This window comes from Streptomyces rishiriensis, assembly GCF_003112535.1.
GTDB lineage: Bacteria > Actinomycetota > Actinomycetes > Streptomycetales > Streptomycetaceae > Streptomyces > Streptomyces rishiriensis.
This window is the reverse complement of the sequence record NZ_BEWA01000006.1, coordinates 134,386-158,921: the sequence shown is the minus strand read 5'-3', so window position 1 is coordinate 158,921 and position 24,536 is coordinate 134,386. Positions and strand designations below refer to the sequence as shown.

General features: G+C 72.9%; 17 protein-coding genes. 12 read left to right on the top strand and 5 right to left on the bottom strand.

What is annotated here, in order from left to right:
* Window positions 1-587: 587 nt before the first annotated feature.
* The 6 genes from Sri02f_RS12080 to Sri02f_RS12050 all read left to right on the top strand — a co-directional run bounded on the left by Sri02f_RS12080 (window position 588) and on the right by Sri02f_RS12050 (window position 8,702).
* Window positions 588-1,238, top strand: a complete 651-nt coding sequence (locus Sri02f_RS12080) for a ScbR family autoregulator-binding transcription factor (protein ID WP_109001145.1) — start codon at window positions 588-590, stop codon at window positions 1,236-1,238.
* A 335-nt stretch (window positions 1,239-1,573) separates the two neighbouring features.
* The gene (locus Sri02f_RS12075; protein ID WP_109001144.1) at window positions 1,574-2,887 is read left to right on the top strand and encodes a damage-control phosphatase ARMT1 family protein; all 1,314 of its coding nucleotides are present in this window, start codon (window positions 1,574-1,576) and stop codon (window positions 2,885-2,887) included.
* Window positions 2,888-3,100: 213 nt separating this feature from the next.
* Window positions 3,101-5,308 (top strand): germacradienol/geosmin synthase Cyc2, encoded by a 2,208-nt coding sequence (gene cyc2 / locus Sri02f_RS12065; protein WP_109001143.1) that lies wholly within the window; start codon window positions 3,101-3,103, stop codon window positions 5,306-5,308.
* A gap of 148 nt (window positions 5,309-5,456) precedes the next feature.
* Entirely contained in the window at window positions 5,457-6,086 is a 630-nt protein-coding gene (locus Sri02f_RS12060; protein ID WP_109001142.1) for a PDZ domain-containing protein, read from the top strand.
* 407 nt (window positions 6,087-6,493) lie between these two features.
* On the top strand, window positions 6,494-7,621 hold the full coding sequence (locus Sri02f_RS12055; protein ID WP_109001141.1) for an aminopeptidase P family protein: 1,128 nt from the start codon (window positions 6,494-6,496) through the stop codon (window positions 7,619-7,621).
* Window positions 7,622-7,670: 49 nt separating this feature from the next.
* A complete protein-coding gene (locus tag Sri02f_RS12050; RefSeq protein WP_109001140.1) occupies window positions 7,671-8,702 on the top strand; it encodes an aminoglycoside phosphotransferase family protein in 1,032 nt (343 codons plus the stop codon).
* Window positions 8,703-9,071: 369 nt separating this feature from the next.
* Here Sri02f_RS12050 and treZ read toward each other — a convergent pair whose 3' ends face one another.
* Window positions 9,072-10,817 (bottom strand): malto-oligosyltrehalose trehalohydrolase, encoded by a 1,746-nt coding sequence (gene treZ, locus Sri02f_RS12045; protein ID WP_109001139.1) that lies wholly within the window; start codon window positions 10,815-10,817, stop codon window positions 9,072-9,074.
* A gap of 166 nt (window positions 10,818-10,983) precedes the next feature.
* Here treZ and Sri02f_RS12040 point away from each other — a divergent pair, with 166 nt between their 5' ends.
* Window positions 10,984-11,535 carry an FHA domain-containing protein gene (locus Sri02f_RS12040; protein WP_109001138.1) on the top strand — a complete coding sequence of 184 codons (552 nt, stop codon included), beginning with the start codon at window positions 10,984-10,986 and terminating at the stop codon, window positions 11,533-11,535.
* Window positions 11,536-11,772: 237 nt separating this feature from the next.
* A complete protein-coding gene (locus Sri02f_RS12035; protein WP_109001137.1) occupies window positions 11,773-12,243 on the top strand; it encodes an SSI family serine proteinase inhibitor in 471 nt (156 codons plus the stop codon).
* A 135-nt stretch (window positions 12,244-12,378) separates the two neighbouring features.
* On the opposite strand, the gene Sri02f_RS12030 is transcribed toward Sri02f_RS12035, so the two are convergent.
* From Sri02f_RS12030 to glgX, 3 genes are all read right to left on the bottom strand, one after another.
* Window positions 12,379-13,629 (bottom strand): M14 family zinc carboxypeptidase, encoded by a 1,251-nt coding sequence (locus tag Sri02f_RS12030; protein WP_109001136.1) that lies wholly within the window; start codon window positions 13,627-13,629, stop codon window positions 12,379-12,381.
* Between the two features lie 238 nt (window positions 13,630-13,867).
* Window positions 13,868-16,231 (bottom strand): malto-oligosyltrehalose synthase, encoded by a 2,364-nt coding sequence (gene treY / locus Sri02f_RS12025; RefSeq protein ID WP_109001135.1) that lies wholly within the window; start codon window positions 16,229-16,231, stop codon window positions 13,868-13,870.
* Between the two features lie 264 nt (window positions 16,232-16,495).
* Window positions 16,496-18,613 (bottom strand): glycogen debranching protein GlgX, encoded by a 2,118-nt coding sequence (glgX, locus tag Sri02f_RS12020; RefSeq protein ID WP_109001245.1) that lies wholly within the window; start codon window positions 18,611-18,613, stop codon window positions 16,496-16,498.
* A gap of 189 nt (window positions 18,614-18,802) precedes the next feature.
* Here glgX and Sri02f_RS12015 point away from each other — a divergent pair, with 189 nt between their 5' ends.
* From Sri02f_RS12015 to Sri02f_RS12000, 4 genes are all read left to right on the top strand, one after another.
* Window positions 18,803-19,633, top strand: coding sequence for a Tat pathway signal sequence domain protein (locus tag Sri02f_RS12015; protein ID WP_109001134.1), 831 nt, complete (start codon window positions 18,803-18,805; stop codon window positions 19,631-19,633).
* 77 nt (window positions 19,634-19,710) lie between these two features.
* On the top strand, window positions 19,711-21,057 hold the full coding sequence (locus tag Sri02f_RS12010) for a copper amine oxidase (protein ID WP_109001133.1): 1,347 nt from the start codon (window positions 19,711-19,713) through the stop codon (window positions 21,055-21,057).
* Window positions 21,058-21,159: 102 nt separating this feature from the next.
* The gene (locus Sri02f_RS12005) at window positions 21,160-22,398 is read left to right on the top strand and encodes a DUF5919 domain-containing protein (protein ID WP_109001132.1); all 1,239 of its coding nucleotides are present in this window, start codon (window positions 21,160-21,162) and stop codon (window positions 22,396-22,398) included.
* A gap of 131 nt (window positions 22,399-22,529) precedes the next feature.
* Window positions 22,530-23,252, top strand: a complete 723-nt coding sequence (locus tag Sri02f_RS12000; RefSeq protein ID WP_109001244.1) for a 3'-5' exonuclease — start codon at window positions 22,530-22,532, stop codon at window positions 23,250-23,252.
* Window positions 23,253-23,587: 335 nt separating this feature from the next.
* Here the strand turns inward: Sri02f_RS12000 and Sri02f_RS11995 are convergent, their stop codons facing one another.
* Window positions 23,588-24,451 carry a phosphotransferase enzyme family protein gene (locus Sri02f_RS11995; RefSeq protein WP_109001131.1) on the bottom strand — a complete coding sequence of 288 codons (864 nt, stop codon included), beginning with the start codon at window positions 24,449-24,451 and terminating at the stop codon, window positions 23,588-23,590.
* Window positions 24,452-24,536: the final 85 nt, after the last annotated feature.

Sequence of the window (24,536 nt, the reverse complement as noted above, 5' to 3'; positions counted from 1 at the left end):
CACCGACCGGCCCGCCTCACGTCTGATTCCGCAAGAGCCGCCGCAACCGTGGTCGCAACGGTTTCCGCTACGGCCGCCGTAACCGCGGTCGCAACCCTTGCTGGAATCGGTGCTGTAATCGTGGTCGCAACTGTTGCCGGGTCCGGTGCCGCGACCGTTGCCGGGGCCGGTGCTGCAACCGTGGTCGCAACCGTTTCCGCGATTGTTGCTGTAACTCTGGTTGCAAACTGTTTCCCCGTACCATCCGCGAAGCGACCGGGAACAGACGGTCCGTTGCGTGACACGATCAGTTTCGGCATTGATTACACGTGTCAGTACGTCTCCCCAGAACCCGGCCCTCTGGTAATCGCTCCAGAAACCGCGCATCCCGTCTCTTTCGATGGCCGTTCGGAGTGTGCCACTGGTACGTTTCTTGTTGGAGGCGGGCTGCTCAAGTAGCCGTCCTCTGCGGGCAAGTCCGGTCATCGTCACGGGAGTCGGCGATCTTCGCGACCTGGTCGCCATTGCCACACGGTGAGCTATGGTCTACGTGGGGTAAGAAAAAACGGCATGACCCGTTCTTTACCGGCCCGGGAGAGTATCAGCCGATGGCGAGGCAGTTACGCGCCGAACAGACCCGCACGACGATCATCACGGCCGCCGCCGATCTGTTCGACCGGCGCGGCTACGAGTCGACAAGCCTCAGTGACATCGTCGCGCACGCCCATGTCACCAAGGGAGCCTTGTACTTCCACTTCGCGGCGAAGGAGGATCTGGCCCACGCCATCATGGAGCTGCAGTCCCAGGCCGCCCGCCGGGTCGCCCGGGAGATCGACGACCGTGGTTACGCGTCCCTCGAAGCCGTGATGCGTCTGACGTTCGGTCTGGCCAGGCTGTCGGTCGAGGGGCCGATCGCCCGCGCCGGCCTGCGGCTCGCCACCGGGGGAGTGGCGGTCCGGCCACCCCTGCCGCACCCGTTCGCGGAGTTGCTGGACCTGATCTCGCGACGGCTCGTGGGCGCGGTCAAGGAGTCCGACATCCACCAGGACGTCGACGTCGACGCCGTGGCCCACTCCCTGGTCTGCTTCTTCGTCGGCACCCGTGTCGTGGGCCGTTCCCGCGAACCAGCCGGTCGGCTGCCCCGTCGGATGTCCGAGATGTGGTACGTCCTCATCCGAGGTCTGGTGCCGGTACCGCGTCGTCCGCGCTATCTGACCCTCGTCACGCGGCTGGAACGAGAGATCATGGCGGCGGTCTGATAGGCGTCGGAGCACGCATCGCCCAACACGCGGTACGACAGGCGCGTCGAAGGGTGGAGGCGTGGAACGGCGGCCGTGACTCCGAGCGACGTGCACGCGGAGTGCCGGGGCCCGGAACGTCGGGCGGGTCCGGCACGTGTCGCGGAGGCCGGAGGGCCGGAGGGCCGCAGAGCTGCGGGCGTGGGAGCCGGGCTGCCGGTCGGTCCCCGCGCTGCCGGCCGGATCGGCGGGAACGGTCGGAACCGCCCGATCTTCCGGCTCGGCGCCACCCGTCCGGCCGGGCCCAGCGATCATGAGAGGCGCTTCCTCCGCACCTCCGCGATACCGTGAGCCGCATGCGTCGCACCCCGGCACCGCCCGTGATCCTCGGCAACGAACCCGGCTCGTTTCCCCGCAGTGTGCTGGCCGAACGGCATCCGGCGATCATCCGGCAGGTGCGGGACGCCTTTCCCTACGGGCCCGAGGCCCATCGCGCGCTGGACGTGTTGGCGGCCTCCTGTGCCGACGGCGTCATCGAACCGCTGGCCGACGACGCTCACGACCGGGATCGTTGGCGGGACTGGGGGCTCGACGTCTACGCCGGCCGTTCCTGGTTCGACGTGCCGTGGCTGTGGTCGGAGAGCTACTTCTACCGTCGGCTTCTCGACGCGGTCGGGTACTTCGGCCCCGGGCCGTGGGCGGGCATCGATCCCTTCCGCCCCTTCAAGCTCGCCGAACTCGACGCGGCCGAGACCGACGAGGAACTGTCGGCGCTCGACTCCCTCGCGGACCGACCGGCCGAGGAGCGGGGCCGGGCCCTTCTGCACGGTTCGCTATGGGGCAACCGCGCCGACCTGGGCTTCCGGCTGTCCGATGGTGAGGCCGAGGGCCGGGCCGCCGTGCCGGGACTGGTCGCCGACGACAGCGAGGCGCTGTGGTCCCTGTTGGCGGTCGCGCATGCGCACGAGGGCCGGGACCCGCAGGAGGGCCGGGACCCGGACGGGGGCCGGGACCCGGACGGGGGCCGCGACCCGGACGGGGGCCGGGACCAGGTGCGGGACCAGGACCGGGGCCGGGAAGTGAGCGCGGGCGCGGGCACGACCCTGTGTCTGGTCGCCGACAACGCGGGCCGCGAACTGATCCCCGATCTCCTCCTGGTGGCCCATCTCCTCGAGCACGGGCAGTGCGACCGGGTCGTCCTGCACGTCAAGCCGTACCCGTACTACGTCTCCGACGCGACCACGGCCGACGTCGTCGACGCGTTGCGGAAGCTGACAGGCGCGGGAGGAGCGGCCGCCGACCACGGCCGACGTCTCTGGGCGGCCATGGCCGACGGCGTCCTGACGGTGCGCGCCCACCCGTTCTCCGCCGCACCACTGCCGTACGCGCGGATGCCGGAGGACCTGCGGGCCGAGTTCGCGGGCGCGGCCCTGACGATCGTGAAGGGCGACCTCAACTACCGCCGCCTGGTGGGCGACAGCCGATGGGATCCGACCACCCCGTTCGCCGACGTCACCGCCTGCTTCCCCGGTCCGGTCGTGGCGCTGCGCACGTTGAAGTCAGATGTGATCACCGGGCTCGACGCCGCCACGGAAGCCGCGTTGGTCGCCGCCGAGGGACAACGCTGGCGGACCGGCGGAACGCATGCGCTGATCCAGCTGCGGGAATGACCCCGCCGCCGCCTCCTCTTGGACCTCCTCGTCCGCCTCGTCCGCCTCGTCCGCCTCGTGCTCCGCGTTCCCTTCGTCCTCCGGGAATTCGTGCGTGTGCCGGCGCGCATGCCGACTGCCGTACCGTTCACCGCTTTCCGTGCGATTCACGCGATGGTGTGATCATGTGCCGCCGCGCGGATGGCGGTGAGAACCCCCGGGTAGGGCCCGGCCATGACGCAACCGTTCGAACTCCCGCAGTTCTACATGCCGCATCCCGCGCGGTTGAACCCGCACGTCGAGCAGGCGCGGGCCCATTCCACCCAGTGGGCGCGCGACATGGGCATGCTGGAGGGGTCCGGGATCTGGGAGCAGTCCGACCTGGAGGCCCATGACTACGGGCTGCTCTGCGCCTACACCCACCCCGACTGCGACGGCCCCGTGCTGTCGCTGATCACCGACTGGTACGTGTGGGTGTTCTTCTTCGACGACCACTTCCTCGACATGTTCAAGCGCACCCCGGACCGCGCCGCAGGCAAGGCCCATCTGGACCGGCTGCCGCTGTTCATGCCGCTGGACCTGGCGACGCCCGTGCCCGAGCCGCGCAACCCGGTGGAAGCCGGCCTGAAGGACCTGTGGACACGCACGGTGCCGGCCATGTCCGAGGACTGGCGGCGCCGTTTCGCCGTGGCGACGGAGCACCTGCTCAACGAGTCGATGTGGGAGCTGTCCAACATCGACGAAGGGCGGATCGCCAACCCCGTCGAGTACATCGAGATGCGGCGCAAGGTGGGCGGCGCGCCCTGGTCGGCGGGGCTGGTGGAGTTCGCGGCCGCCGAGGTCCCGGCCGCCGTCGCCGGATCCAGGCCGCTCAGGGTGCTGATGGAGACCTTCTCCGACGCCGTCCATCTCCGCAACGACCTGTTCTCCTACCAACGCGAGGTCGAGGACGAGGGCGAGAACAGCAACGGTGTGCTCGTCCTGGAGAAGTTCTTCGGCTGCACGACCCAGGAGGCCGCCGACACCGTCAACGACATCCTCACCTCCCGCCTCCACCAGTTCGAGCACACCGTGTTCACCGAAGTGCCCGCGGTGGCCGTCGAGAAGGGGCTCAGGCCTGACGAGGTGGCGGCCGTCGCCGCCTACGCCAAAGGCCTGCAGGACTGGCAGTCCGGCGGCCACGAGTGGCACATGCGCTCCAGTCGCTACATGAACAAGGACGTGGCCGTCGGCGCGCCCTGGCAGAAGCTGACCGGCCCGGGCACGTCCGCCGCCGACGTCGGCGCGCTGCTCGCATCGGCTGCCGCCGAACGCCTGCGCGCGTACGCGCACGTGCCGTTCCAGAAGGTCGGCCCGTCGCTGCTGCCCGACTTCCACATGCCCTTCCAGGTGGAGCTGAGCCCGCACCTCGAGGCGTGCCGCCCGCGTCTGGAGGCGTGGTCGCACCGGATGGGCATCCTGGAGGAGGGCGTCTGGGACGAGGACAAACTCGCCGCCTACGACCTCCCGCTGTGCTCGGCCGGCCTCGACCCGGATGCCACCCCCGAAGCGCTCGACCTCAGCGCGCAGTGGCTCGCCTGGGGCACCTACGGCGACGACTACTATCCGCTCGTCTTCGGCGGCCGCCGCGACCTCGCGGCCGCCCGTCTGACCACCGCCCGCCTGTCGGCCTGCATGCCCGTGGACGGCGAGGCGGCGCCCGTCGCCCCCGTCAACGCCATGGAGCGCGGCCTGCTCGACCTGTGGGCGCGCACCACCGCCGCGATGACCCCCGACCAGCGCCGCACCCTGCGCGACGCGGTCGACGTGATGACCGAGAGCTGGGTGTGGGAGCTGTCCAACCAGCTCCAGAACCGCGTTCCCGACCCGGTCGACTACCTGGAGATGCGCCGCGCCACCTTCGGCTCCGACCTCACCCTGAGCATGTGCCGGATGGGCTGTGGCCCCGCGATCCCGGCGGAGGTCTACCGCAGCGGCGTCGTCCGCGCGCTGGAGAACGCGGCCGTGGACTACGCGTGTCTCACCAACGACGTCTTCTCATACCAGAAGGAGATCGAGTACGAGGGGGAGATGCACAACGCGATCCTCGTCGTGCAGAACTTCTTCGGCTGCGACTACCCGGCGGCGCTCGGCGTCGTCCACGATCTGATGACGCAGCGCATGCAGCAGTTCGAGCATGTGATCGCGCATGAACTGCCCGTCCTGTACGACGACTTCGGCCTTTCGCCCGAGGCCCGCGAGGCGATGGGGAACTACGTCGCCGACCTGCAGAACTGGCTGGCGGGCATCCTGCACTGGCATCGGGAGGTCGACCGCTACAAGTCCGGCTATCTGGCCCGCCGCACGCACGGCTTCCTGCCGGACCCCGCGTCGCCGGCCCTCGCCCCGTACCCGGCCTCCGTCCCGTATCCGGCTCGCGTTCCGCACTCGTCGCTCTCCTGACGCCCTGCACCGGCTGACGCGTCCTGCGGGCGGCTTGTTCGACCGCGGCCCGCGCCGGCCGTCCTCCGTCCCGCCGGGGGTCAGTCTCACTCGTTCGTGGCTCGTGGTGCGCCGGTGCGCCGGGTAGAGCACCAGCCGGAGGCGATCCATGGAACAGACAGCGTTGCGTCCCAAGCCGATGCCGGGTCAGGAGTCCGGCGGCTGCGGCGGTCCGGGCGACCGGGGCTCACGCCCGCATGCCGCACGCCGTCGGGGCGGCAGGCTGACGACCTTGTCGTTCGGCCTGTTCGCCGGCGCCGTCCTGGTGCTGTCAGGCGTGGGACTGGGCACCGTCGGGACGACCGTGATCGGAATGAGCAGACTGGCCGAGCTGCAGCGGCAGGCGGGACAGGGCGCGCGGGAGGGACAGGCGGGGCAGGGCGCCGGCTCCGGCCGTACCGACCCGTCGGTGCCGTCGGTTCCGTCTCTGCCGTCCGCACCGTCCGCGCCCGCCGGGGGGTCGCCGCGGTCCGCCCGGGCCGCCCTGGGGCTGGAGGCCGTGGACGCGAAGAACGCGGGCGCCAGGATCGTCGCCGTCCATGTGCCCGGCCCCGGCTCCACGGCGGGCCTGGTCCGGGGCGACGTCCTGCTCCGGTTCGACGGCGTCAGGATCGACTCGGCGACGGACCTCGCCCGGGCGGTCGACGCGACGCGCCCAGGCAAGACGGTTTGGCTGACGGTTCGTCACCGTAACGGCGCTTACCAGCAGTTGACGGTGACGCCAGGAGTCGTTACCTGAGGCGGCCGTACGACGAGGGATGAGGGACAAGGGGTGTGGATCGGCGCGCCTGCCGTGGAGGGGGGTGCGCCTGTGCCACCGGTACGGTTGCGCCGGGTCGCGATCGGCGGACGGTCCCGGCTGCCGGGGACGTCGCTGCGCGCAGCCTGGACGACGGGTTCCGGCGCAGGACCCCGCTGTCCAGGCTGCGCCGCCGCGCCTCGGAGGGCAGGCGTCGGGACGACGGCGACGGTCGCCGGCCGGGGCCGGTGCGTCCCGCGGTGAAACGCCGCAACCTCGTCAATCGGCTCGCGGGACCTTCGCCGGACGGGCAGGATGCTGCCCGTGGCCGTCTGGTCGGCGTCACTGCGTCCGGGCGACCGTCACCGTCACACCTTCAGTCGCCACGTCCCTCCAGGGAGGCCCGGATGACCGGCACCGCCCCCGCGCCCTTCACGGCCGACGACTACCGGGCCCGTATGGCGCGTGCCGCGCGCGAGGCCGCCGAGGCCGGACTCGCCGGCCTCCTCGTGGCGCCGGGCCCCGACCTCGTCTGGCTCACCGGGTACGCGCCCACCGCCGCCACCGAACGGCTCACGCTGCTCGTGCTCGCCGCGGGCCGGGATCCCGTCCTCGTCGTGCCCACCCTGGAGGCCCCCGACGCCGCGAAGGCGGCCGGCGCCCCGGCCCTCAGCCTGCGCGACTGGACCGACGGCAAGGACCCCTACGCCGTCGCCGCCGCCCTGCTCGACGCCGGCGGCCGGTTCGGGATCAGCGACAACGCGTGGGCGATGCACCTGCTCAGCCTCCAGAAGGCCCTGCCCGGCGCCTCCTACGCCTCCCTCACGCAGGTGCTGCCGATGCTGCGCGCCGTCAAGGACGCGGCCGAGCTGGAGCTGATGGCGGCCGCGGGCGCCGCCGCGGACCGGGCGTTCGAGGAGATCCGGCGGGTCCCCTTCGCCGGACGCCGTGAGACGGAGGTCGGCGCCGACCTCGCCGACCTGCTCCGCCGGTTCGGACACTCCCAGGTCGACTTCACGATCGTCGCCTCGGGGCCCAACGGCGCCAACCCGCATCACGAGGTCGGCGACCGCGTCATCGAACACGGCGACATGGTCGTCCTCGACTTCGGCGGCCTCAAGGACGGCTACGGCTCCGACACCTCCCGCACCGTCCATGTCGGCGAACCCACCGAGGAGGAGCGCCGGGTGCACGACCTCGTCCGCGAGGCGCAGGAGGCGGGCTTCCGGGCGGTGCGGCCCGGCGTCGCCTGCCAGGAGATCGACCGGGCGGCCCGCGCGGTCATCGCCGACGCCGGCTACGGCCCGTACTTCATCCACCGCACCGGCCACGGCATCGGCGTCACGACCCACGAGCCGCCGTACATGATCGAGGGCGAGGAACAGCCCCTCGTGCCCGGGATGTGCTTCTCCGTCGAGCCCGGCGTCTACCTGCCCGGCCGCTTCGGGGTGCGCATCGAGGACATCGTCACCGTCACCGAGGGCGGCGGCCGCCGTCTCAACTACACCACTCGCGAGCTGGTCATAGTGGACTGACCCGCACCCAGGAGTCCCCGGCACCCACCCGAACGGCAACGGCGCGATCATGACCCAGGCACCGACACCCACCGCGGACACCGTCCGCCGACTGGTCCGCGCGATCCTGAAGGAGAGCGGCCTCGGCACCGGCGGTCCGGCCGGCTCCGGCGGTCCGGGCGGATCCGCCGGCCCAGGACCGGAGGTACGGCCGGTCGCGGAGGGCGGCCCGCAGACCACCTGGTGGGTCGGCGCCCGCCATGTACTGCATCTGGCCCCCGACCGCGAGGCAGGCCGGCGCCGCCTGCGCGAGCTGCGGCTGCGCGACCTCGTCCGCCCGCACGTTCCCATGGCCCTGCCGACCGGCGTCGCGCACGGCGAGTGGTCCCCGGGGCTCGTCTACACCCTCGACACCAGGCTGCCCGGCGGCACGGCCGAGGAGCACGACGTGTCGGCCGTCGGCGAGGCCGACCTGGCGGGACTGCTCGGCGGGCTGCGTGAGGTCCCGCCTCGCGCGGCCGAGGCGCTCGGAGTGCCGCGCACCGCCCCGCGCTCGCTGGAGGCGCTGCGCCGGAAGGCGGTGGCCGCCGCGGAAGGCCTGGCGCGGGCCGACGAGTTCGACCCCGCCCGTCTGCACCAGCTCACCCCGGCGGGCGCGGCCCAGCTGACCGCCCAGCCCGCCACGGCCGTCCTCGTCCATCACGCCCTGCGCGGCGAGCACCTCGTGGTGAGCGAGGACGGCCGGGTGCGCGGTGTCCTGGACTGGACCGAGGCGGTCGTCGGGGACCCCGCGGAGGACATCGCCGGCCTCGCCCTGGCCGTGGGCTCCGGCGCCGCCGTGCGGGCCGCCACCCTTGCCGGTTACGGCCCTCGCCCCTGCTTGCGCGGCCTGTGGCTGGCCCGCTGCGACTCCGTCGTCCGCCTCGCGGAACACGTCAAGGGCCGCGGCGCCGCCGGGCGCGGCGACCCCGACGCCCTCTCCCTCTGGCGCACCCGGCTGGGACGCGCGTGGGAGGCCATCCTGCTGGAACGGGTGACGGAGCTGCGCGAGGACGGAGAGGGCGGGGAGGGCGGCGAAGGCCCACCGGACGAGGAGCCGTGACCACCTCGACCGGCCCGCCTCGGCCTCCGCCTCGGCCTCCGGACCTCGGAGCGTGCCCGCGGGGTCCGGTCCCCGGGGCGCCGCGCAGTGCCTGCCCGCCGGTGTGCCGTCCGGCACCTGCCCGCCGGCTCGTCGCCGTCCGGCACCTGCTCGTCGGGACGCGTCCGACGCCGCATCCGGGGTGGGGCCGGCTTCCGCATACGGTGCCGGCGGGCGCCCGCGTCCCGCCCCGCTCCGCAATGCTCGCCTCCTCCCGCCACCCCGCCCGGCCAGATGCGCTGCGCCGCGCCCCGTCAAGCTGCTCCAGGCCCCGTTCCGCCAGGGCGGCCCGTGCCGTTCGTCCCGCCCCGTTCCGGTCGTGGGGCGTGCTCAGTCCTGTTCCAGGATCACGCACGACTGGCCGGGCAACTGGAGCAGTCCGTCCGGGCCCGGCGCGTCCACCGGCTCCCACGCGGCCAGCACGCGGGCCGGACGCGGGCCGAGCGGGATCGCGGCCGGCTCCTTGCCGAGGTTGACGGCCACCCGGACGTCACCGCGCCGGAAGGCCAGCCAGCGGGCCTGTGCGTCGTGGGCCACCTTGATGTCGGCCAGGTCGGGGTCGGTGAGGTCGGCCTGCGCGTGCCGCAGCGCGATGAGCTCGCGGTACCAGGCCAGCACGCGCGCGTGCGGCTCGCGCCGCGGCTCGGACCAGTCCAGGCAGGAGTGCTCGCGGGTCGCCGGGTCCTGCGGGTCGGGCACGTCCTCCTCGGCCCAGCCGTGCGCCGCGAACTCCCGCCGCCGGCCCCGCCGTACGGCCTCGGCGAGCTCGGGGTCGGTGTGGTCGGTGAAGTACTGCCAGGGCGTGCCCGCCGCCCACTCCTCGCCCATGAACAGCATCGGTGTGAACGGGGCGGTGAGCGTCAGTGCGGCCGCGCAGGCCAGCAGGCCGGGGGAGAGGGACGCCGAGAGGCGGTCGCCCAAGGCGCGGTTGCCCACCTGGTCATGGGTCTGGGCGTAGCCCAGGAGCCGGTGCGCCGGCATCCGGGCGCGGTCCAGCGGACGGCCGTGGCGGCGGCCCCGGAAACCGGAGTACGTGCCGTCGTGGAAGAAGCCGCCGGTGAGGGTCTTGGCGAGTGCGGCGAAGGAGTCGCGCGCGAAGTCGGCGTAGTAGCCCTGGGACTCGCCGGTGAGCGCCGTGTGCAGGGCGTGGTGGAAGTCGTCGTTCCACTGCGCGTGCAGCCCCAGGCCGTTCTCCCGGCGGGGGGTGATCATCCGCGGGTCGTTCAGGTCGGACTCGGCGATCAGGAACAGCGGCCGGCCGGTCTCGGCGGCGAGGGCGTCCACGGCCGCCGACAGCTCCTCCAGGAAGTGGCACGCGCGCGTGTCCGCTAGGGCGTGCACCGCGTCCAGCCGCAGTCCGTCGAGCCGGTAGTCGCGCAGCCAGGCCAGCGCGCTGCCCAGCAGGTAGGCGCGCACCTCGTCCGAGCCGGGCGCGTCCAGGTTGACGGCGGCCCCCCACGGCGTGTGATGCGTCTCGGTGAAGTACGGGCCGAACTCGGGCAGGAAGTTGCCGGACGGGCCCAGATGGTTGTGCACCACGTCCAGGACCACCCCCAGACCGAGCTCGTGGGCCCGGTCGACGAAACGCTTCAGCGCCTCGGGGCCGCCGTACGGCTCGTGCACGGCCCACGGCGACACCCCGTCGTATCCCCAGCCGTGCCGGCCCGGGAAGGAGCACAGGGGCATCAACTCCACGTGGGTGATGCCGAGTTCGGCGAGATGGTCCAGCCGTCCGGCCGCCGCGTCCAGGGTGCCCTCGGGGGTGTACGTGCCGACGTGCAGTTCGTACAGGACCGCCCCCGGCAGCGGGCGCCCGGGCCACTGCGCACGCCACGTGTGGCGGCCCTGGTCGACGACCGCGCTGAGTCCCTCGGGGCCGTCCGGCTGGCGCCGTGAGCGCGGATCGGGCCTGAGCGGGCCGTCGTCCAGCGCGAAGCCGTACCGTGCGCCCTCCCCGGCCTCCGCCTCGACGGTCCACCACCCGGATCGCTCGGGATCGCGTTCCATCGCTTGTGCGACGCCCTGGCACTGGAGCGTCACACGTTCGGCCTGCGGTGCCCACACCTCGAACTGCACGGACGGTTCCCCTTCGTCTGTTCACCGTGATGGAGCGCGTCGTCGTCCATCGTGCTCCAACGGAGATCGATGCGCTTCGGGAACACTCCCATTGTGGCCACGCGCGCGCGGTGGCGTTTTCCCGTCTTCTGGACACCCGGGGTTTCGCTGACCGACAATCACCAGCGTGACGTCGTCCTTCGAGTTCAACACGTACCCCGCGCGGCTGTCCGACGTGGAGCGCGACCGGGCGCTGAAGGTGCTGCGTGACGGCGTCGCCATGGGGCGTCTGTCGCACGACACGTTCATCCGGCGCATGGAGCTGGCCCTTTCGGCCCGCCGCTCGGACGAGCTCGCCGTCCTCACCGCCGACCTGCCCAGGGAGAGCCGCCTGTCCCGCGCGGTCTTCGGCAGCGTCGAGGCGGTCTCGGGCTTCACCGTGCGGCTGCGCCGGGCCTGGCAGGCCGAGCGGCTGCCCAAGCTGCTGCTGCCGCATCCCGGCACCGAGCAGGCGCTGCGCATCGGCCGCGACCCGGCGAGCGGCCTGCGGCTGACCCACGAGAGCGTCTCGCGGGTGCACGCCGAGCTGAGCCGTCAGGGCGGGATGTGGGTGCTGCGCGACCTCGGCTCGACCAACGGGACGACCGTCAACGGACGCCGCGTCATCGGCGCGGCCGTGGTCCGCGAGGGCGACCAGGTCGCCTTCGGGCGGACGGCGTTCCGTCTCTCGGTGAACTGAACCCTCGCAGGTCGCGCACGAGTCCGGCTGCAGATCGAGCTCGAGACCCTCCGTAAGGCGGGTACGAGGCCCTCCGTAAGGCGGGTGCGAGGCCTGCCGCAGGGCCCGTCCGAGTCCGGAGCAGGTCGGGCCAGTGTCCCCTCCGGGGCCGCTCGAGCCCTGCCGGGCCGGATCCTGTCCGGCCCGTTCGGGTGAGTCGGTCTGGGGTACCCGGCCCGCCGTGCCGATGCACCGGGAATGACGTACTTCTCCGACTTCCCCCACGGATCCCGATCCCGTTCGGCCAGAGCCGTACGGCGTGCCCTGCCGGCCGTGGCCGCCCTCCTCCTCGCCGTGGGCGCCGCCCCGGCCCTCGCGGCCTCGCAGGACGCCCTCCCCGGCAACTGGCTCCAGCTCACCGTCACCCGCGGCGACGCCCGCTCCAGCGACACCCGCGGCACCCTGCTGATGTGCGACCCGCCCCAGGGTCACCCCCGGGCCGCGGAGGCCTGCGACACGCTGGCCAGGGCCGGCGGCGACGTCGACGCCGTCCCCGGCGACGGTGACCGCGTCTGTCCCCTGGTGTACGCGCCGGTGACGGTCCGCGCGCAGGGGCGGTGGGACGGCCGCGCGGTCGACTACCAGCACACCTTCAGCAACGACTGCGAGCGGGAGGCGCTGACCGGGGCGGTGTTCGCCCTGGACGACGAGCAGGTGCCCGAGGTCTGACCGGGACCGGTGGGCGCGGCACGCGCGCGTGCCGCGCCCACCCTGTCCGTCTGTCCGTCCACCCTGTCCGCCCACCCTGTCCGCCCGCGCTGCCGCGCTGCCGGGCGGTCGGGCCGGGGGCCGCTCTGCGGTCCGTCAGGCCGCGCCGTCGCGGGCGTGCAGGGCCGCCGCGACGACCGTGCGGGACTGGTGCTCGACCTGGTGCTCCAGGGGCACCCAGCGGGCCCGGAAGCGGTAGGCGAAGGCGTCGCTCCAGGTCTCCACGAGCTGCTCCAGGTGCGGGGCGGCGTGGTCGTCGCTCTCCTGCAGCACCCGCCACAGCATCGCCGCCGCCCGCAACGGGAGCCGGCGGGCGAAGGCGTCGACGCTGCCGACGTACGCCATCGTCGTGTCGGCCGGGGGAGTGTGGGTCCAGTCCGCGGCAAGCCCCGGCACCAGCTCCAGAGCCCACTTGGCCGCCCGCAGCAGCGGCCCGTCCACGCCCTCCAGCCGCGGCAGCGCGTCGACGAGGACGCGCTCCACCTCGGTGGCGTCGCGCAGCAGCCTCTGTGCCAGCCGCCGGATCGCCGCGGCCGGCGCGGGGTGCGGTGCGGGGTCGTCCACCATGTCGCTCGCCCACATCGGCACCTCCACCACGGCCGTCAGACCGCCGTAACGGTGCGCGTGGTACCAGGTGCTGTGCCGTGCGTCGTCCGGCATGCTCGGATAGGCCGCTTCCGCTCCGGCGGCCGGCATCACGTGCACGCCGGGCCCGGACGCGGGCCAGCCCGCGGCGTCGGAGGCGCCCGTCTCCACCGGGATGTGCAACTGCGCCGCCGACTTGACGAACGGCTCGGCGAGACCCGGGATGTCCCTCGTCAGCTGCACCCAGCTGCCGCCCAGGTCGGTGCCGTGCAGGGTGACCTGCAGGTAGGGCCGCAGCTCGTCGATGACCCGGGTCAGCGCGCGCGTCTCGGGCGGCAGCCGGTCCGGCGGCAGCACCGCCGGCGACCACTCCGGCTGCTCGGGCCCGGCGGGCCGGAAGAAGCCGAGGTGGTACTCCAGCAGGCTGCGCGGCGCCGGGGTCACGTGCAGGCTCGCCCCGTCGGGGTCGGCGCAGAGAAGGAAGTGCCAGGACGTGCCTTCCCGCAACTCCCGCTCGTACAGCACCCGTTCCGCGAGCGCGAGCAGGGTGCACCCCCCGGTCGGCTCGTTCGCGTGGGCGCCGGCGACGACCAGCACGGCCCGCCTGGCGTGCCCCACGGACAGCAGATGCAGAGGCCGTCCCGCCCGGGAGACCCCCACCTGCCGCAGCCCGCACACGCCGCGTTGCTGCATGGCCAACGCCCGCGCTGAGGTGGTCAGTTCGGTCACCGTGGGGTAGCGCAGCTCCGGCAGGAGACTCACCCCCGTATTCGTCCGCCCGGCCTTCGCCCCCGCAGTACCCCACGGCCGCTGGGAACTGTCAAGAACGCCCGTGGGAGGCTCCGGGGGGCGCTCGGATGCGCGCGCCGCCGGCGACGGGGAGATCGGGGAGCGCCGTGCGGCGAGGCGCGCGGACGTAGGCGCCGCTCACGGAAAGGGCGTCCGCCCGTCCCTGCCGACGCCGAGGCTCACCTGCGTGTTCTCGCCTTTTCACCCATGTTCACTCCGCCCGCTCCAGCAGCGCCACCGGCAGCCGCTCGAACAGTTCCGCCACGCGCGCGTGCCCGGTGAACTCCCGGGCGGAGCCGTCCTGCCCGGCCAGCACGTCGACCCACCTGCCCGGGGGCAGTTCCAGCCGCTCCTCGCGCCAGCCGCCCGCCTGCGCCAGCCGCAGCGACAGCCGCGTCACGGCCGTGACGACCCGGCCCGAGCGCGCGAAGGCCAGGCAGTGGTCCGCGGCCGCCCCCTCGGCGTACAGCGGCTCGTACGAGGCCGACTCCCCGAAGACCTCCGGCCGCCGCCGGCGCAACCGCAGCACGGCCGCGGTCACCGCGCCCTTGACGCCCGGATCCTCGGGCGGGAAGCGCACCGGACGCCGGTTGTCCGGGTCCACCAGCGCCCGGTACTCGCTCTCCGTGCCCTGGTAGACGTCCGGCACGCCCGGCATCGTCAGGTGCACCAGGGCCGTGCCCAGCACGTTCGCCCGGATGTGCGGCTCCAGCGCGTCGCGCAGCGCGGCCGCCCGCTCGCCCGGCGCCCCGCACGGCCCCGCGGCCACGAACGCGGCCACCGCCTCCTCGTACGACGGCTGCTGCTCCGTCCAGGTGGTGTGGAGACCCGCCTCGCGCGCGTGCTTGAGCAGTGCCTCCTGGACGCGTTCCGGGGCCGACGGCCCCAGTCCGAAGACCGTCTGCCAGGCCGCCCACGCCAGCTGCCGGTCGGGAACGTCCTCCTGTGCGCCCGTGACCTGCTCCAGGAGGTCGGCCCAGCGCTGCGGGCACTCGGTGAGCACGGCGAGCGCGGCCCGCACGTCGGCGCTGCGCTTCGTGTCGTGCGTCGACACGACGGTCCCTGTGACCGGCCAGTCGCGCTGCACGCGCGCGCAGTACGCGTGGAAGCCGGCCGGCGACACGCCCGGGTCGCCCGGGTCGCCGCCCACCTCGTTGGCCGCCAGCAGCGGCACATAGCGGTAGAACGCCGTGTCCTCCACCGACTTCGCGCGCAGCGCGGACGACGTCTGGGCGAACCGCGCCCGCAGCTCCGCCCCCTTCGGCCCCTCCCCGCCCAGCACCAGGCCCCGCACCACGTCGACCGCGTCCGCCTCCTGCGCCACCGCGAACGCCTGCCGGGCCTGCGCCGCCGCCTCCTCGGTCACGACCGCCGCCGGGTCGCCCGAGGCGTAGGGCCGGTAGACCTCCATCCGCACGAGCAGCTCCGTCAGCGCCGTGCGCAGCGCCCAGGGCGCCCGGTCGCGCAGCGCCGGATCCTCCGGGTCGGCGCACGCCCGGGACGCCGTGCGGGTCAGCCGGTCCGTCTCGGCCGCCAGCTCGTGGCCGATCACCGAGTACGCCGCGCGCCGCACGGTGGCCGCCCAGTCGCCCCCGCCGTCCCTCTGCGGGGCCGCGAAGCGCCGGTAGCGGTCCAGGAGCTCCCGGGCCCCCTCGGGGTCCGTGAAGAGGCCGTCGACGCGGCGCAGGGCGTCGTAGCCGGTGGTGCCGGCCACGGGCCAGGAGTCCGGCAGCCGCTCCCCGTCGGCAAGGATCTTCTCGACGACCGTCCAGCGGCCGCCGCTCGCGGTGTGCAGCCGCTCCAGGTAGGCGTCGGGGTCGGCGAGCCCGTCGGGGTGGTCGACGCGCAGTCCGTCGATCACCCCGTCGTGCACCAGGCGCAGGATCGTGCCGTGGGTGGCCTCGAACACCTCCGGGTCCTCCACCCGCACCCCGATGAGCTCCGAGATGCTGAAGAAGCGCCGGTAGTTCAGCTCGGTGCGGGCCAGCCGCCACCAGGCCAAGCGGTACCACTGCGCGTCCAGCAGCTGCGGCAAGGGCAGCTTCCCGGTGTCCTCGCGCAGCGGGAACACATGGTCGTGGTAGCGCAGGACGTCGCCGTCGACGCGCAGGTGCTCGAGCTCCGCGCCGACCGGCCCGCCGAGCACCGGGACCAGCATCCGGCCGCCCTGCGCCTCCCAGTCGACGTCGAACCAGCGCGCGTACGGCGACTGCGGGCCCTCGCGCAGCACCTCCCACAGGGCGCGGTTGTGCCGCGGGGCCATCGCCATGTGGTTCGGCACGATGTCCACGACCAGTCCGAGGCCGTGCTCGCGTGCGGTGCGCGCCAGCGCCCGCAGGCCGTCCTCCCCGCCCAGCTCCTCGCGCACGCGCGTGGGGTCCACGACGTCGTAGCCGTGCAGGGAGCCGGGCACCGCCTCCAGGACCGGGGACAGGTGCAGATGCGAGACACCCAGCGAGGCCAGGTACGGCACGGCCGCCGCCGCGGCCCCGAACGGGAACGCGGGCTGCAGCTGCAGCCGGTAGGTGGCCGTGGGCGTCACGGGAGGGAGGGCGGCACGTCGCTCAGGGGTCATGACCACCTACGTACCCGCCTTGTCGCGTTTCGTGTCACACCCCGCCAGGCGGGTCGCCCCCCGCTAGCGGACGCGAGGCCCTGTCCGCGTCAGCGGGAGGCCCCGACCCCTTGAATTCACCTCACGGGGCCGGGGCCTCCCCCTGCGGGCGCGGCCGACCACGGCCGACGACCCCTGGCCCGACCACGCCTGAGCCGACGACGTCCGGACCGACCGCGTCCGGGCCGACGACGTCCGGGCCGACGACGTCCGGGCCGACGACGCCTAGGTGGGCCGCTGCAGCACCGTCATGCTGTGGTCCACCAGCGTCAGCCGGGCTCCGGCCTGCAGCTTCGGGCCCGCTTCCGGCGCGACGGCCTGCGGGTTCGCCGTGTCGACGACGACCTGCCACTGCCGTCCGAGGTCGACCGGGACCACGAACTCCAGAGGGCGGGCCGAGGCGTTGAACATCAGCAGGAAGGAGTCGTCGGTGATCCGTTCGCCGCGCGCGCCCGGCTCGGAGATCGCGTTGCCGTTGAGGAACACCGACAGCGCGGACGCCTGCGCCCGGTCCCAGTCCCGGGGCGCCATCTCCTTCCCCTCGGGCGTGAACCAGGCGATGTCCGACAGCTCGTCGTGGGTGCCCTCCACCGGACGGCCGTGGAAGAAGCGGCGCCGCCGGAAGACGGGATGCTCCCTGCGCAGCCCCACCAGCGCGCGGGTGAAGTCCAGCAGCTCGGCGCCGGGCCCTTCGGCGTCGGGCCACTCGACCCAGGCGAGCTCGCTGTCCTGGCAGTAGGCGTTGTTGTTGCCCTGCTGGGTGCGTCCGAACTCGTCCCCGTGGCTGATCATGGGCACGCCCTGGGACAGCATCAGCGTGGCGATGAAGTTGCGCATCTGCCGGGCCCGCAGCCCCAGCACCTCGGGATCGTCGGTCTCGCCCTCGACGCCGCAGTTCCAGGACCGGTTGTGGCTCTCGCCGTCCCGGTTGTCCTCCCCGTTGGCCTCGTTGTGCTTGTCGTTGTACGAGACCAGGTCGCGCAGGGTGAAGCCGTCGTGGCAGGTCACGAAGTTGATGGAGGCCAGCGGACGGCGCCCGTCGTCCTGGTAGAGGTCGGAGGAGCCGGTCAGCCGGGAGGCGAACTCGCCGACCGCGCGCGCCTCCCCCCGCCACACGTCCCGCACGGTGTCGCGGTACTTGCCGTTCCACTCCGTCCACAGGGGAGGGAAGTTCCCCACCTGGTAGCCGCCCTCGCCGACGTCCCACGGCTCCGCGATCAGCTTCACCTGGGACACCACCGGATCCTGCTGGACCAGGTCGAAGAACGACGACAGCCGGTCCACCTCGTGGAACTGGCGGGCCAGGGTCGCCGCGAGGTCGAAGCGGAACCCGTCGACATGCATCTCCAGGACCCAGTACCGCAGCGAGTCCATGATCATCTGCAGTACGTGCGGGGACCGCATGAGCAGCGAGTTCCCGGTCCCCGTGGTGTCCATGTAGTAGCGCGGGTCGTCCGTCAGCCGGTAGTACGACGGATTGTCGATCCCCTTGAAGGACAGCGTGGGCCCCAGGTGGTTGCCCTCGGCCGTGTGGTTGTAGACCACGTCGAGGATCACCTCGATGCCCGCCTCGTGCAGCGCCCGCACCGCCGACTTGAACTCCAGGACCTGCTGGCCCCGGTCGCCCCAGGAGGCGTACGCGTTGTGCGGGGCGAAGAAGCCGATCGTGTTGTAGCCCCAGTAGTTGTTCAGGCCCATGTCGACCAGCCGGTGGTCGTTGACGAACTGGTGCACCGGCATCATCTCCAGGGCCGTCACCCCGAGCTCCGTCAGATGCTCGATGATGGCCGGGTGCGCGAGCGCCGCATAGGTGCCACGCAGCTCCTCGGGGAGCCCCGGATGGCGCATCGTCAGGCCCTTGACGTGCGCCTCGTAGATCACCGTGTGGTGGTACTCCGTGCGCGGCCTGCGGTCGTCGCCCCAGTCGAAGTAGGGGTTGACCACGACCGACGTCATCGTGTGGGGCGCGGAGTCGAGATCGTTGCGCCGTTCGGGGTCGTCGAAGTGGTAGCCGTACACCTCCTCGCCCCAACGGATCGACCCGCTGATCGCCTTCGCGTACGGGTCGAGCAGCAGCTTCGCCGAGTTGCAGCGCAGCCCGCGACCGGGGTCGTACGGGCCGTGCACACGAAAGCCGTAGCGCTGCCCCGGCATGATGCCGGGCACGTACGCGTGCCGGACGAACGCGTCGCTCTCGCGCAGCTCCACCGCCGTCTCCGAGCCGTCGTCGTGCAACAGACACAGCTCTACTCGGTCCGCGGCCTCCGTGAAGACCGCGAAGTTCGTGCCGGCGCCGTCGTACGTGGCACCGAGTGGATACGCCTCTCCAGGCCAGACCTGCATGGACACGACTCTTCCAGGTGTTGGACCCCCGGTGGGGGCGCCTCGGCTTCGAGTCTCCAGGAAACTGATGGAACCACCTGTGACTTACGCCCCTCTTACCAAATGACCGGTGCATACGCCGACATATGACGTGTGCCGAACCAGTGGGGCAGACGTACTCCCGGGCATCAGGGGGAGTAGGGGGAGATTGTGCGCACGACGGTGCGCCGCCACCTGGGCAAGGTGGTGGCGGGGACGGCCATTGCGGTGGCCGCGACGGCCGTGATGGTGGGGATCACCCTGCCGGGCACGGCGGGGGCGGACGACAAGGGAGGCGGCAGCGGAGGGCCGGGCGCCGGACGGAGCGCCGGGCAGGCGGCCGGGCGGCAGGCCGACGCGGCGGGGGCCGTGGGGCCCGGCGTCGTCGAAGGGGCGCCCGCCGAGGGCGACAGGGGGCACGGCCGTGACCCGCTGACCGACGACGAGACCGCGCGCGTGGAGCGGATCGCGCTCAGCCGGCAGCAGTTCGACGCCGCCCAGGACGTGGACGGCGACCGCGGCCCCCAGCGTCTCGGCGTGGACCTCGCCGAGCCCCGGGCCGACGAGGTGGACGAACCCGACGCCCCGCGGCGCGCGGAGGTGTCGTTCTACGACTACCGCAACGACACCTTGCTCACCAAGACCGTCAACCTCGACACCGGCAAGGTCGAGGCCACCGGCGTCCAGCACGGCGTCCAGCCGCCGCTCGGCCCCGCCGAGCAGACCGAGGTCGCCCAGCTGCTCATCGCCGACCCGCTCGGCGCGGGCCTCAAGGCGGACTACAAGGACGCCACCGGCAAGGAGCTCACCTCCCCGGACCAGCTGCAGCTCGCCAGCATGGTCTACCGGGCGGTGCCGGGCGCCGAACCCGCCGTCCTCGACAAGTGCGGGGAGCACCGCTGCGCGCGGCTGCTGACGAAGGTCAAGAACGGCCCGTGGATCGACACCCGGTCCCTGGTCGTCGACCTCAGCACCCGCAAGGTCGCCCGGCTCACCGGCTGAACCGACCCGCAGCCCCACCTCCCAGTTCCGTTTTCCGACGTGTCTCCCACGCGGGGAGGCAAAGGAGTCGTGTCCTCATGCGCGTTCCCGATCCGATCGGCGGCCTCCGGCCGCGGGGCGTCAGCCGTGTCCGCAAGGGGGCCGTCGTCGGCCTCTCGGTGGCCGCCCTGGCCGCCGGCGCGACCACCGGCGCCGGTCCGGCCGCCGCCCGGCCGAAGGCCGCCCCCGCGGCGGCGGCCGACTGCAGCGCCGCCTACCACATCGAGCAGAAGCTCTCCACCGGCACCACCTGGCGCATGTGCTGGCGCTTCGAGGCCAAGTCCGGCCTGGTCCTGGAGAAGATCTCCTACCAGCCGCCCGGCGAGACCAAGCCGATCAGAGTCCTCAACAGCGCCAAGATCGCCCAGATCCACGTGCCGTACGACGACGGCAAGAACGAGTACAACGACATCACCGACTACAACTTCGGCTCCGGCCTCGTGAACATGGCCCCCGCCGAGTGCCCCGGCGGCACCATCAAGACGGTCAAGGTCCCCGAGTCGTTCTCCGACAACCCCAACGTCAAGGGCCTGTGCACCACCACGCGCGCGCGGGGCCACGCCTACCGCATGGAGGCCGACACGGGCAACAAGGTCTTCCAGGCCCAGGGCAAGGACCTGCTCGTGTACACCGTCAACAAGGTCGGCTGGTACGAGTACATCACCGAGTGGCGCTTCTCCGACGACGGCGCGATCAACATGAACATCGGCGCCACCGGCAGCCTCTCGCCCGTCGACTACGACGCCGGCGACGGCCGCGGCTGGCCCCTGGGGAAGGGTGCCAAGGCCTACGCCACCAGCCACAGCCACAACGTCTTCTGGCGGCTCGACTTCGGCCTGGACGGCAACTCGGCCGCCAAGGTGGAGCAGTACGACTCGGTGGTCAGCCCGCCCGCCGGCGGACAGCAGGGCCCGACCGCCAAGACCACGCGCACCGTCGTCGCCAAGGAACTCGCGGGCGACGCCAAGAACATGCGCTGGTGGCGCGTGGTCAGCGCCACCGGCAAGAACAAGGACGGCCACGCCCGCTCCTACGAGCTCGTCCCCGGCGCCACCACGAAGTACTCCGGACGCGCCTTCACCCGGCACGACGTCTACTTCACCCAGTACAACCAGTGCGAGCAGTACGCCAGCAACAACGTGCGCAACTGCGGCTCCCCGCTGCACGGTTACTCCGTCGACAAGTGGGTGGACGGACAGTCCCTCACCCACCCCGTGGCCTGGGTGAACGTGGGCTTCCACCACATCGCGCGCGACGAGGACCAGCAGCCCATGCCGGTCCACTGGCAGGGCTTCTCGCTGGTCCCCAGGGACGTCACGGCCATGAACCCGCTCACGCCGGCCGCCCTCGCCGGGCAGAACGGTGAGCCCGCCGACGGTAGTTGAGAAACGACCTGTCCATCCGGCTGCACCGCCCGCCGCTCCCGGAGTACCCTTCCTTGATCGTTGGGACGGGGAGAGCTCGGGGGAGCGGAAGGCGGTGCGCGGGTGGGCTCGGGAGGGCTGGAGCTGCCCCCTGGTGACGAGGGTCACGAGGGGGGCTCCGCAGAGGTCCCGACCGGCACGGTGTCCCTGGCCCGGCCGATGGAGACGAACGCCATCGGACCGGAGCTGGACTGGGACACCGACGCCTGGCGCGAGGTCCGCACCCGCGCCCAGCGGGCCGGCCGGGCCTACATCTGGCTGAACCTCGTCGAGCAGCGCCTGCGCGCCGTGGTGGCCGCCGTGCTGCGGCCCATCTACGAACCCGTTCACGGCGACGAGTGGGTGGTCGCCGCGGCCGGGCCCGCCGGACAGGAATGGGTCCAGCGCGCGGTCGCCGTGCGCGAGGTCAGCCGCCGCAAGGGCTATCTGCTCGACCCGGCCGACGACAACGTCATCTCCTTCCTCACCCTGCCCCAGCTGCGCGAGCTGATGGTGCAGCACTGGCCCTGCTTCGAGCCGTACTTCGACGACCGCCGGGACGTCGAACTCGCGCTGGACGAGCTGGAGGTGACCCGCAACGTCGTCTCGCGCAACCGCGCCCTGTCCGAGGCGGTGCTGAGCCAGGCCGAACGGGCCTCCGCACGGCTGCTGGAGATGCTCGGCACCAGCGGCGACGTGCCCTCCGCGCGCAGGCTGCCCGTGGACGCCGTCGAGGACCTCGTCGGCGACCGGTACGCGGACGTGGTCGCCGTCCACACCGACCGGGTGCGGCTGCTGCGCCAGTTCCCCGCCGAGGACATCTTCGACGGCTCCCGCCGCATCGACGCCATCGGCATCGGCCTCAACCTGCTCGTGCAGAACTTCTCCGGCCGCCGGCTGGTCCGCCTCGCCGAGGGCGGCGCCCGCGTCCGGCTGCTCTTCCTCAACCCCGCCTCCAGCGCCGTCAAACGCCGCGAGCGCGAACTCGGCATGAAGCGGGGAGAGTTGAGCCGGGCCGTGGAAATGAACATCCTGCACATGCGCCGGGTCCGCGCCCGGCTGCGCGACCCGGGGGCCTTCCAGATCCAGGTGTACGACGAGACGCCCCGCTTCACCGCCTACCTCGTCGACGGCGACGGCACCGACGGCATCGCCGTGATCCAGTCCTATCTGCGGCGGATGCGCGGCATGGAGGCGCCGGTGCTGGTGCTGCGGGGCGGCAACCGGGTGGTCAAGTCGGGCGAGGTGGGTGAAGGCGGACTTTTCGCGGCGTATCGAGAGGAGTTCGAACTCGCCTGGGCGGATTCGCGGCCGGTGTCCTGAATCGACCTGCCCGTCCCCAGGGCTGCGCGCGGGGTCGCGGCCGCGCGTGCGGAACGCGATCCTCTGATTGTCAGTGGCGCATGCGAGGGTGGAGACCACTGGGGGAAGCACCACCGAGAAGGGGGGCCATGATGGCCTGGTACCAGGAGCTGCTGATCGGCTTCGACCTGGAGACGACCGGGACGGACCCGCGCGAGGCGCGCATCGTCACGGGAGCCGTGATCGAGGTCAGGGACGGGCAGGTCCTGGGCCACCGGGAGTGGCTCGCGGATCCGGGCGTCGAGATCCCGGCCGACGCGGTCGCGGTGCACGGCATCAGCAACGAGCGGGCCGCCGCCGAGGGCGCCCCCGCCGACCGGGTGGCGGACGCGCTCGCGGACGTCCTCACCGGCTACTGGCGCACCGGCGTCCCGGTCGTGGCCTACAACGCAGCCTTCGACCTCACGCTTCTCTCCGCCGAGCTGCGCCGCCACGGTCTGCCGTCCCTGAGCGACCGCCTGGGCGGCCTCGACCCGGCGCCGGTCGTCGACCCGTACACCATCGACCGCTCGGTCGACCGTTACCGGCGCGGCAAGCGCAACCTCGAAGCGGTCTGCGCCGAGTACGGCGTCCCTCTGGAGTCGGCCCACGACGCCTCCGCCGACGCCCTGGCCGCGGCCCGCCTGGCCTGCGCCATAGCCGTCCGCCACCCCAAGGTCGCGTCGCTCGGCCCGGCGGAGCTGCACCGCCGCCAGATCGAGTGGTATGCCGAATGGGCGGCGGACTTCCAGAGCTTCCTGCGCCGCAAGGGGGACGCGGACGCCGTGGTGGACGGCGCCTGGCCGATGCGCTCGCCGGCCACGAACCCCGCCTGAGGTCCCGCCTGTGGCCCCTCTGCCGCCTGCCAAGTCGAGCCCGGAGTGCGGGCCGCACCGAGGGACGAGGGACGAGTGACGAGGGATGAGAGACGAGGGATGAGAGACGAGCTGCTGCCGTCAGCCGTCAGCCGTCAGCCGTCAGCCGTCAGCCGTCAGCCGTCAGCCGTAGCCGTCAGCCGTCAGCCGTCAGCCGTCAGCCGTCAGCCGTCAGCCGCCGCCGGCTGTCGGCGCCGGCTGTCGGCGCTCGGTCCGGAGCCTTCAGCTTCCGGCGGATGCGCCAGGGGCGCTCTGCCCGGGCCGAGCGGCGGTGCGCCACTCCCGCAGTACGCGGATCAGAACGGATACCACCGCACCTCCTCGTCTCCGTCCCGCAGCGACGCCACCCGGCGTCGGAATTCCGCGAGCGCCTCGGGGTTCGTGGGCGCGTGCTGGGCGACCCAGGCGCAGCTCGCGGTCTCGCGTGCGCCCCGCAGGACGTCGCAGCCCGCCCACTCCCGCACGTCCCAGCCGTACGCCTCGGTGAACGCGTCGTAGTCCGAGGCGGGCAGGCCGTACCGGTCGCGGGAGAGCGCCATCACCACCAGGTCGTGCTCGCGCAGATCGGCGGAGACGGTCTCCAGGTCGACCAGGACGGGGCCGTCGGGCCCGACGTGCACATTGCGGGGCAGCGCGTCCCCGTGGATCGGACCCGGCGCCAGCTGCGGGGTGAGCGCGGCGGCCGCCGCCGCATAGCCGTCGCGACGCTCCCGCAGATACGCGGCGTCCGCCGGATCGACGGCGTCACCGGCGAGCCGCAGCCAGCGCTCCACCCCGGACAGCAGGTCGCGCGGCGGCAGGCCGAAGGACGGGACGGGCAACGAGTGCACCAGGCGCAGCAGTTCGGCCAGATCCCGCGGCCCGGCAGGCCGGACCGGGTCGGGCAGCCGGTGCCACACCGTCACCGGAAGCCCTTCGGACAGCAGCGGATCCGGCGCGGCCGCCCGCACCGCGGGGACGCCCGCGTCGGCGAGCCACGCCGCGATGTCCAGCTCGCGCCGGGCCCGGTCGAGGAGTTCGGCGTCGCGCCCCACCTTCACCACCAGGTCGCCGGCGGCGAACACCGCGTTCTCACCCAGGGCGAGCAGCCGCGCGTCGGCCGCCGGACCGGGCAGCACTCCCGTCGCGGCCAGTACGTCGCGCGCCCGTGCCTCGTCCATCGTCCGCCTCCGTGTCGTTCTCCGCCCGGCCGCACGCCCTGCTCGGCCCGGCTGCACGCCCTGCCCGGCCCTGTTCTGCCCGGCC

Excerpts from the sequence above, each read along its gene's own strand:
- Sri02f_RS12080 (WP_109001145.1), top strand. The coding sequence starts at position 588 with ATGGCGAGGCAGTTACGCGCCGAACAGACCCGCACGACGATCATCACG.
- Sri02f_RS12075 (WP_109001144.1), top strand. The coding sequence starts at position 1,574 with ATGCGTCGCACCCCGGCACCGCCCGTGATCCTCGGCAACGAACCCGGC.
- cyc2 (WP_109001143.1), top strand. The coding sequence starts at position 3,101 with ATGACGCAACCGTTCGAACTCCCGCAGTTCTACATGCCGCATCCCGCG.
- Sri02f_RS12060 (WP_109001142.1), top strand. The coding sequence starts at position 5,457 with ATGGAACAGACAGCGTTGCGTCCCAAGCCGATGCCGGGTCAGGAGTCC.
- Sri02f_RS12055 (WP_109001141.1), top strand. The coding sequence starts at position 6,494 with ATGACCGGCACCGCCCCCGCGCCCTTCACGGCCGACGACTACCGGGCC.
- Sri02f_RS12050 (WP_109001140.1), top strand. The coding sequence starts at position 7,671 with ATGACCCAGGCACCGACACCCACCGCGGACACCGTCCGCCGACTGGTC.
- Sri02f_RS12035 (WP_109001137.1), top strand. The coding sequence starts at position 11,773 with ATGACGTACTTCTCCGACTTCCCCCACGGATCCCGATCCCGTTCGGCC.
- treY (WP_109001135.1), bottom strand. The coding sequence starts at position 16,231 with ATGACCCCTGAGCGACGTGCCGCCCTCCCTCCCGTGACGCCCACGGCC.
- glgX (WP_109001245.1), bottom strand. The coding sequence starts at position 18,613 with ATGCAGGTCTGGCCTGGAGAGGCGTATCCACTCGGTGCCACGTACGAC.
- Sri02f_RS12010 (WP_109001133.1), top strand. The coding sequence starts at position 19,711 with ATGCGCGTTCCCGATCCGATCGGCGGCCTCCGGCCGCGGGGCGTCAGC.
- Sri02f_RS12000 (WP_109001244.1), top strand. The coding sequence starts at position 22,530 with ATGGCCTGGTACCAGGAGCTGCTGATCGGCTTCGACCTGGAGACGACC.
- Sri02f_RS11995 (WP_109001131.1), bottom strand. The coding sequence starts at position 24,451 with ATGGACGAGGCACGGGCGCGCGACGTACTGGCCGCGACGGGAGTGCTG.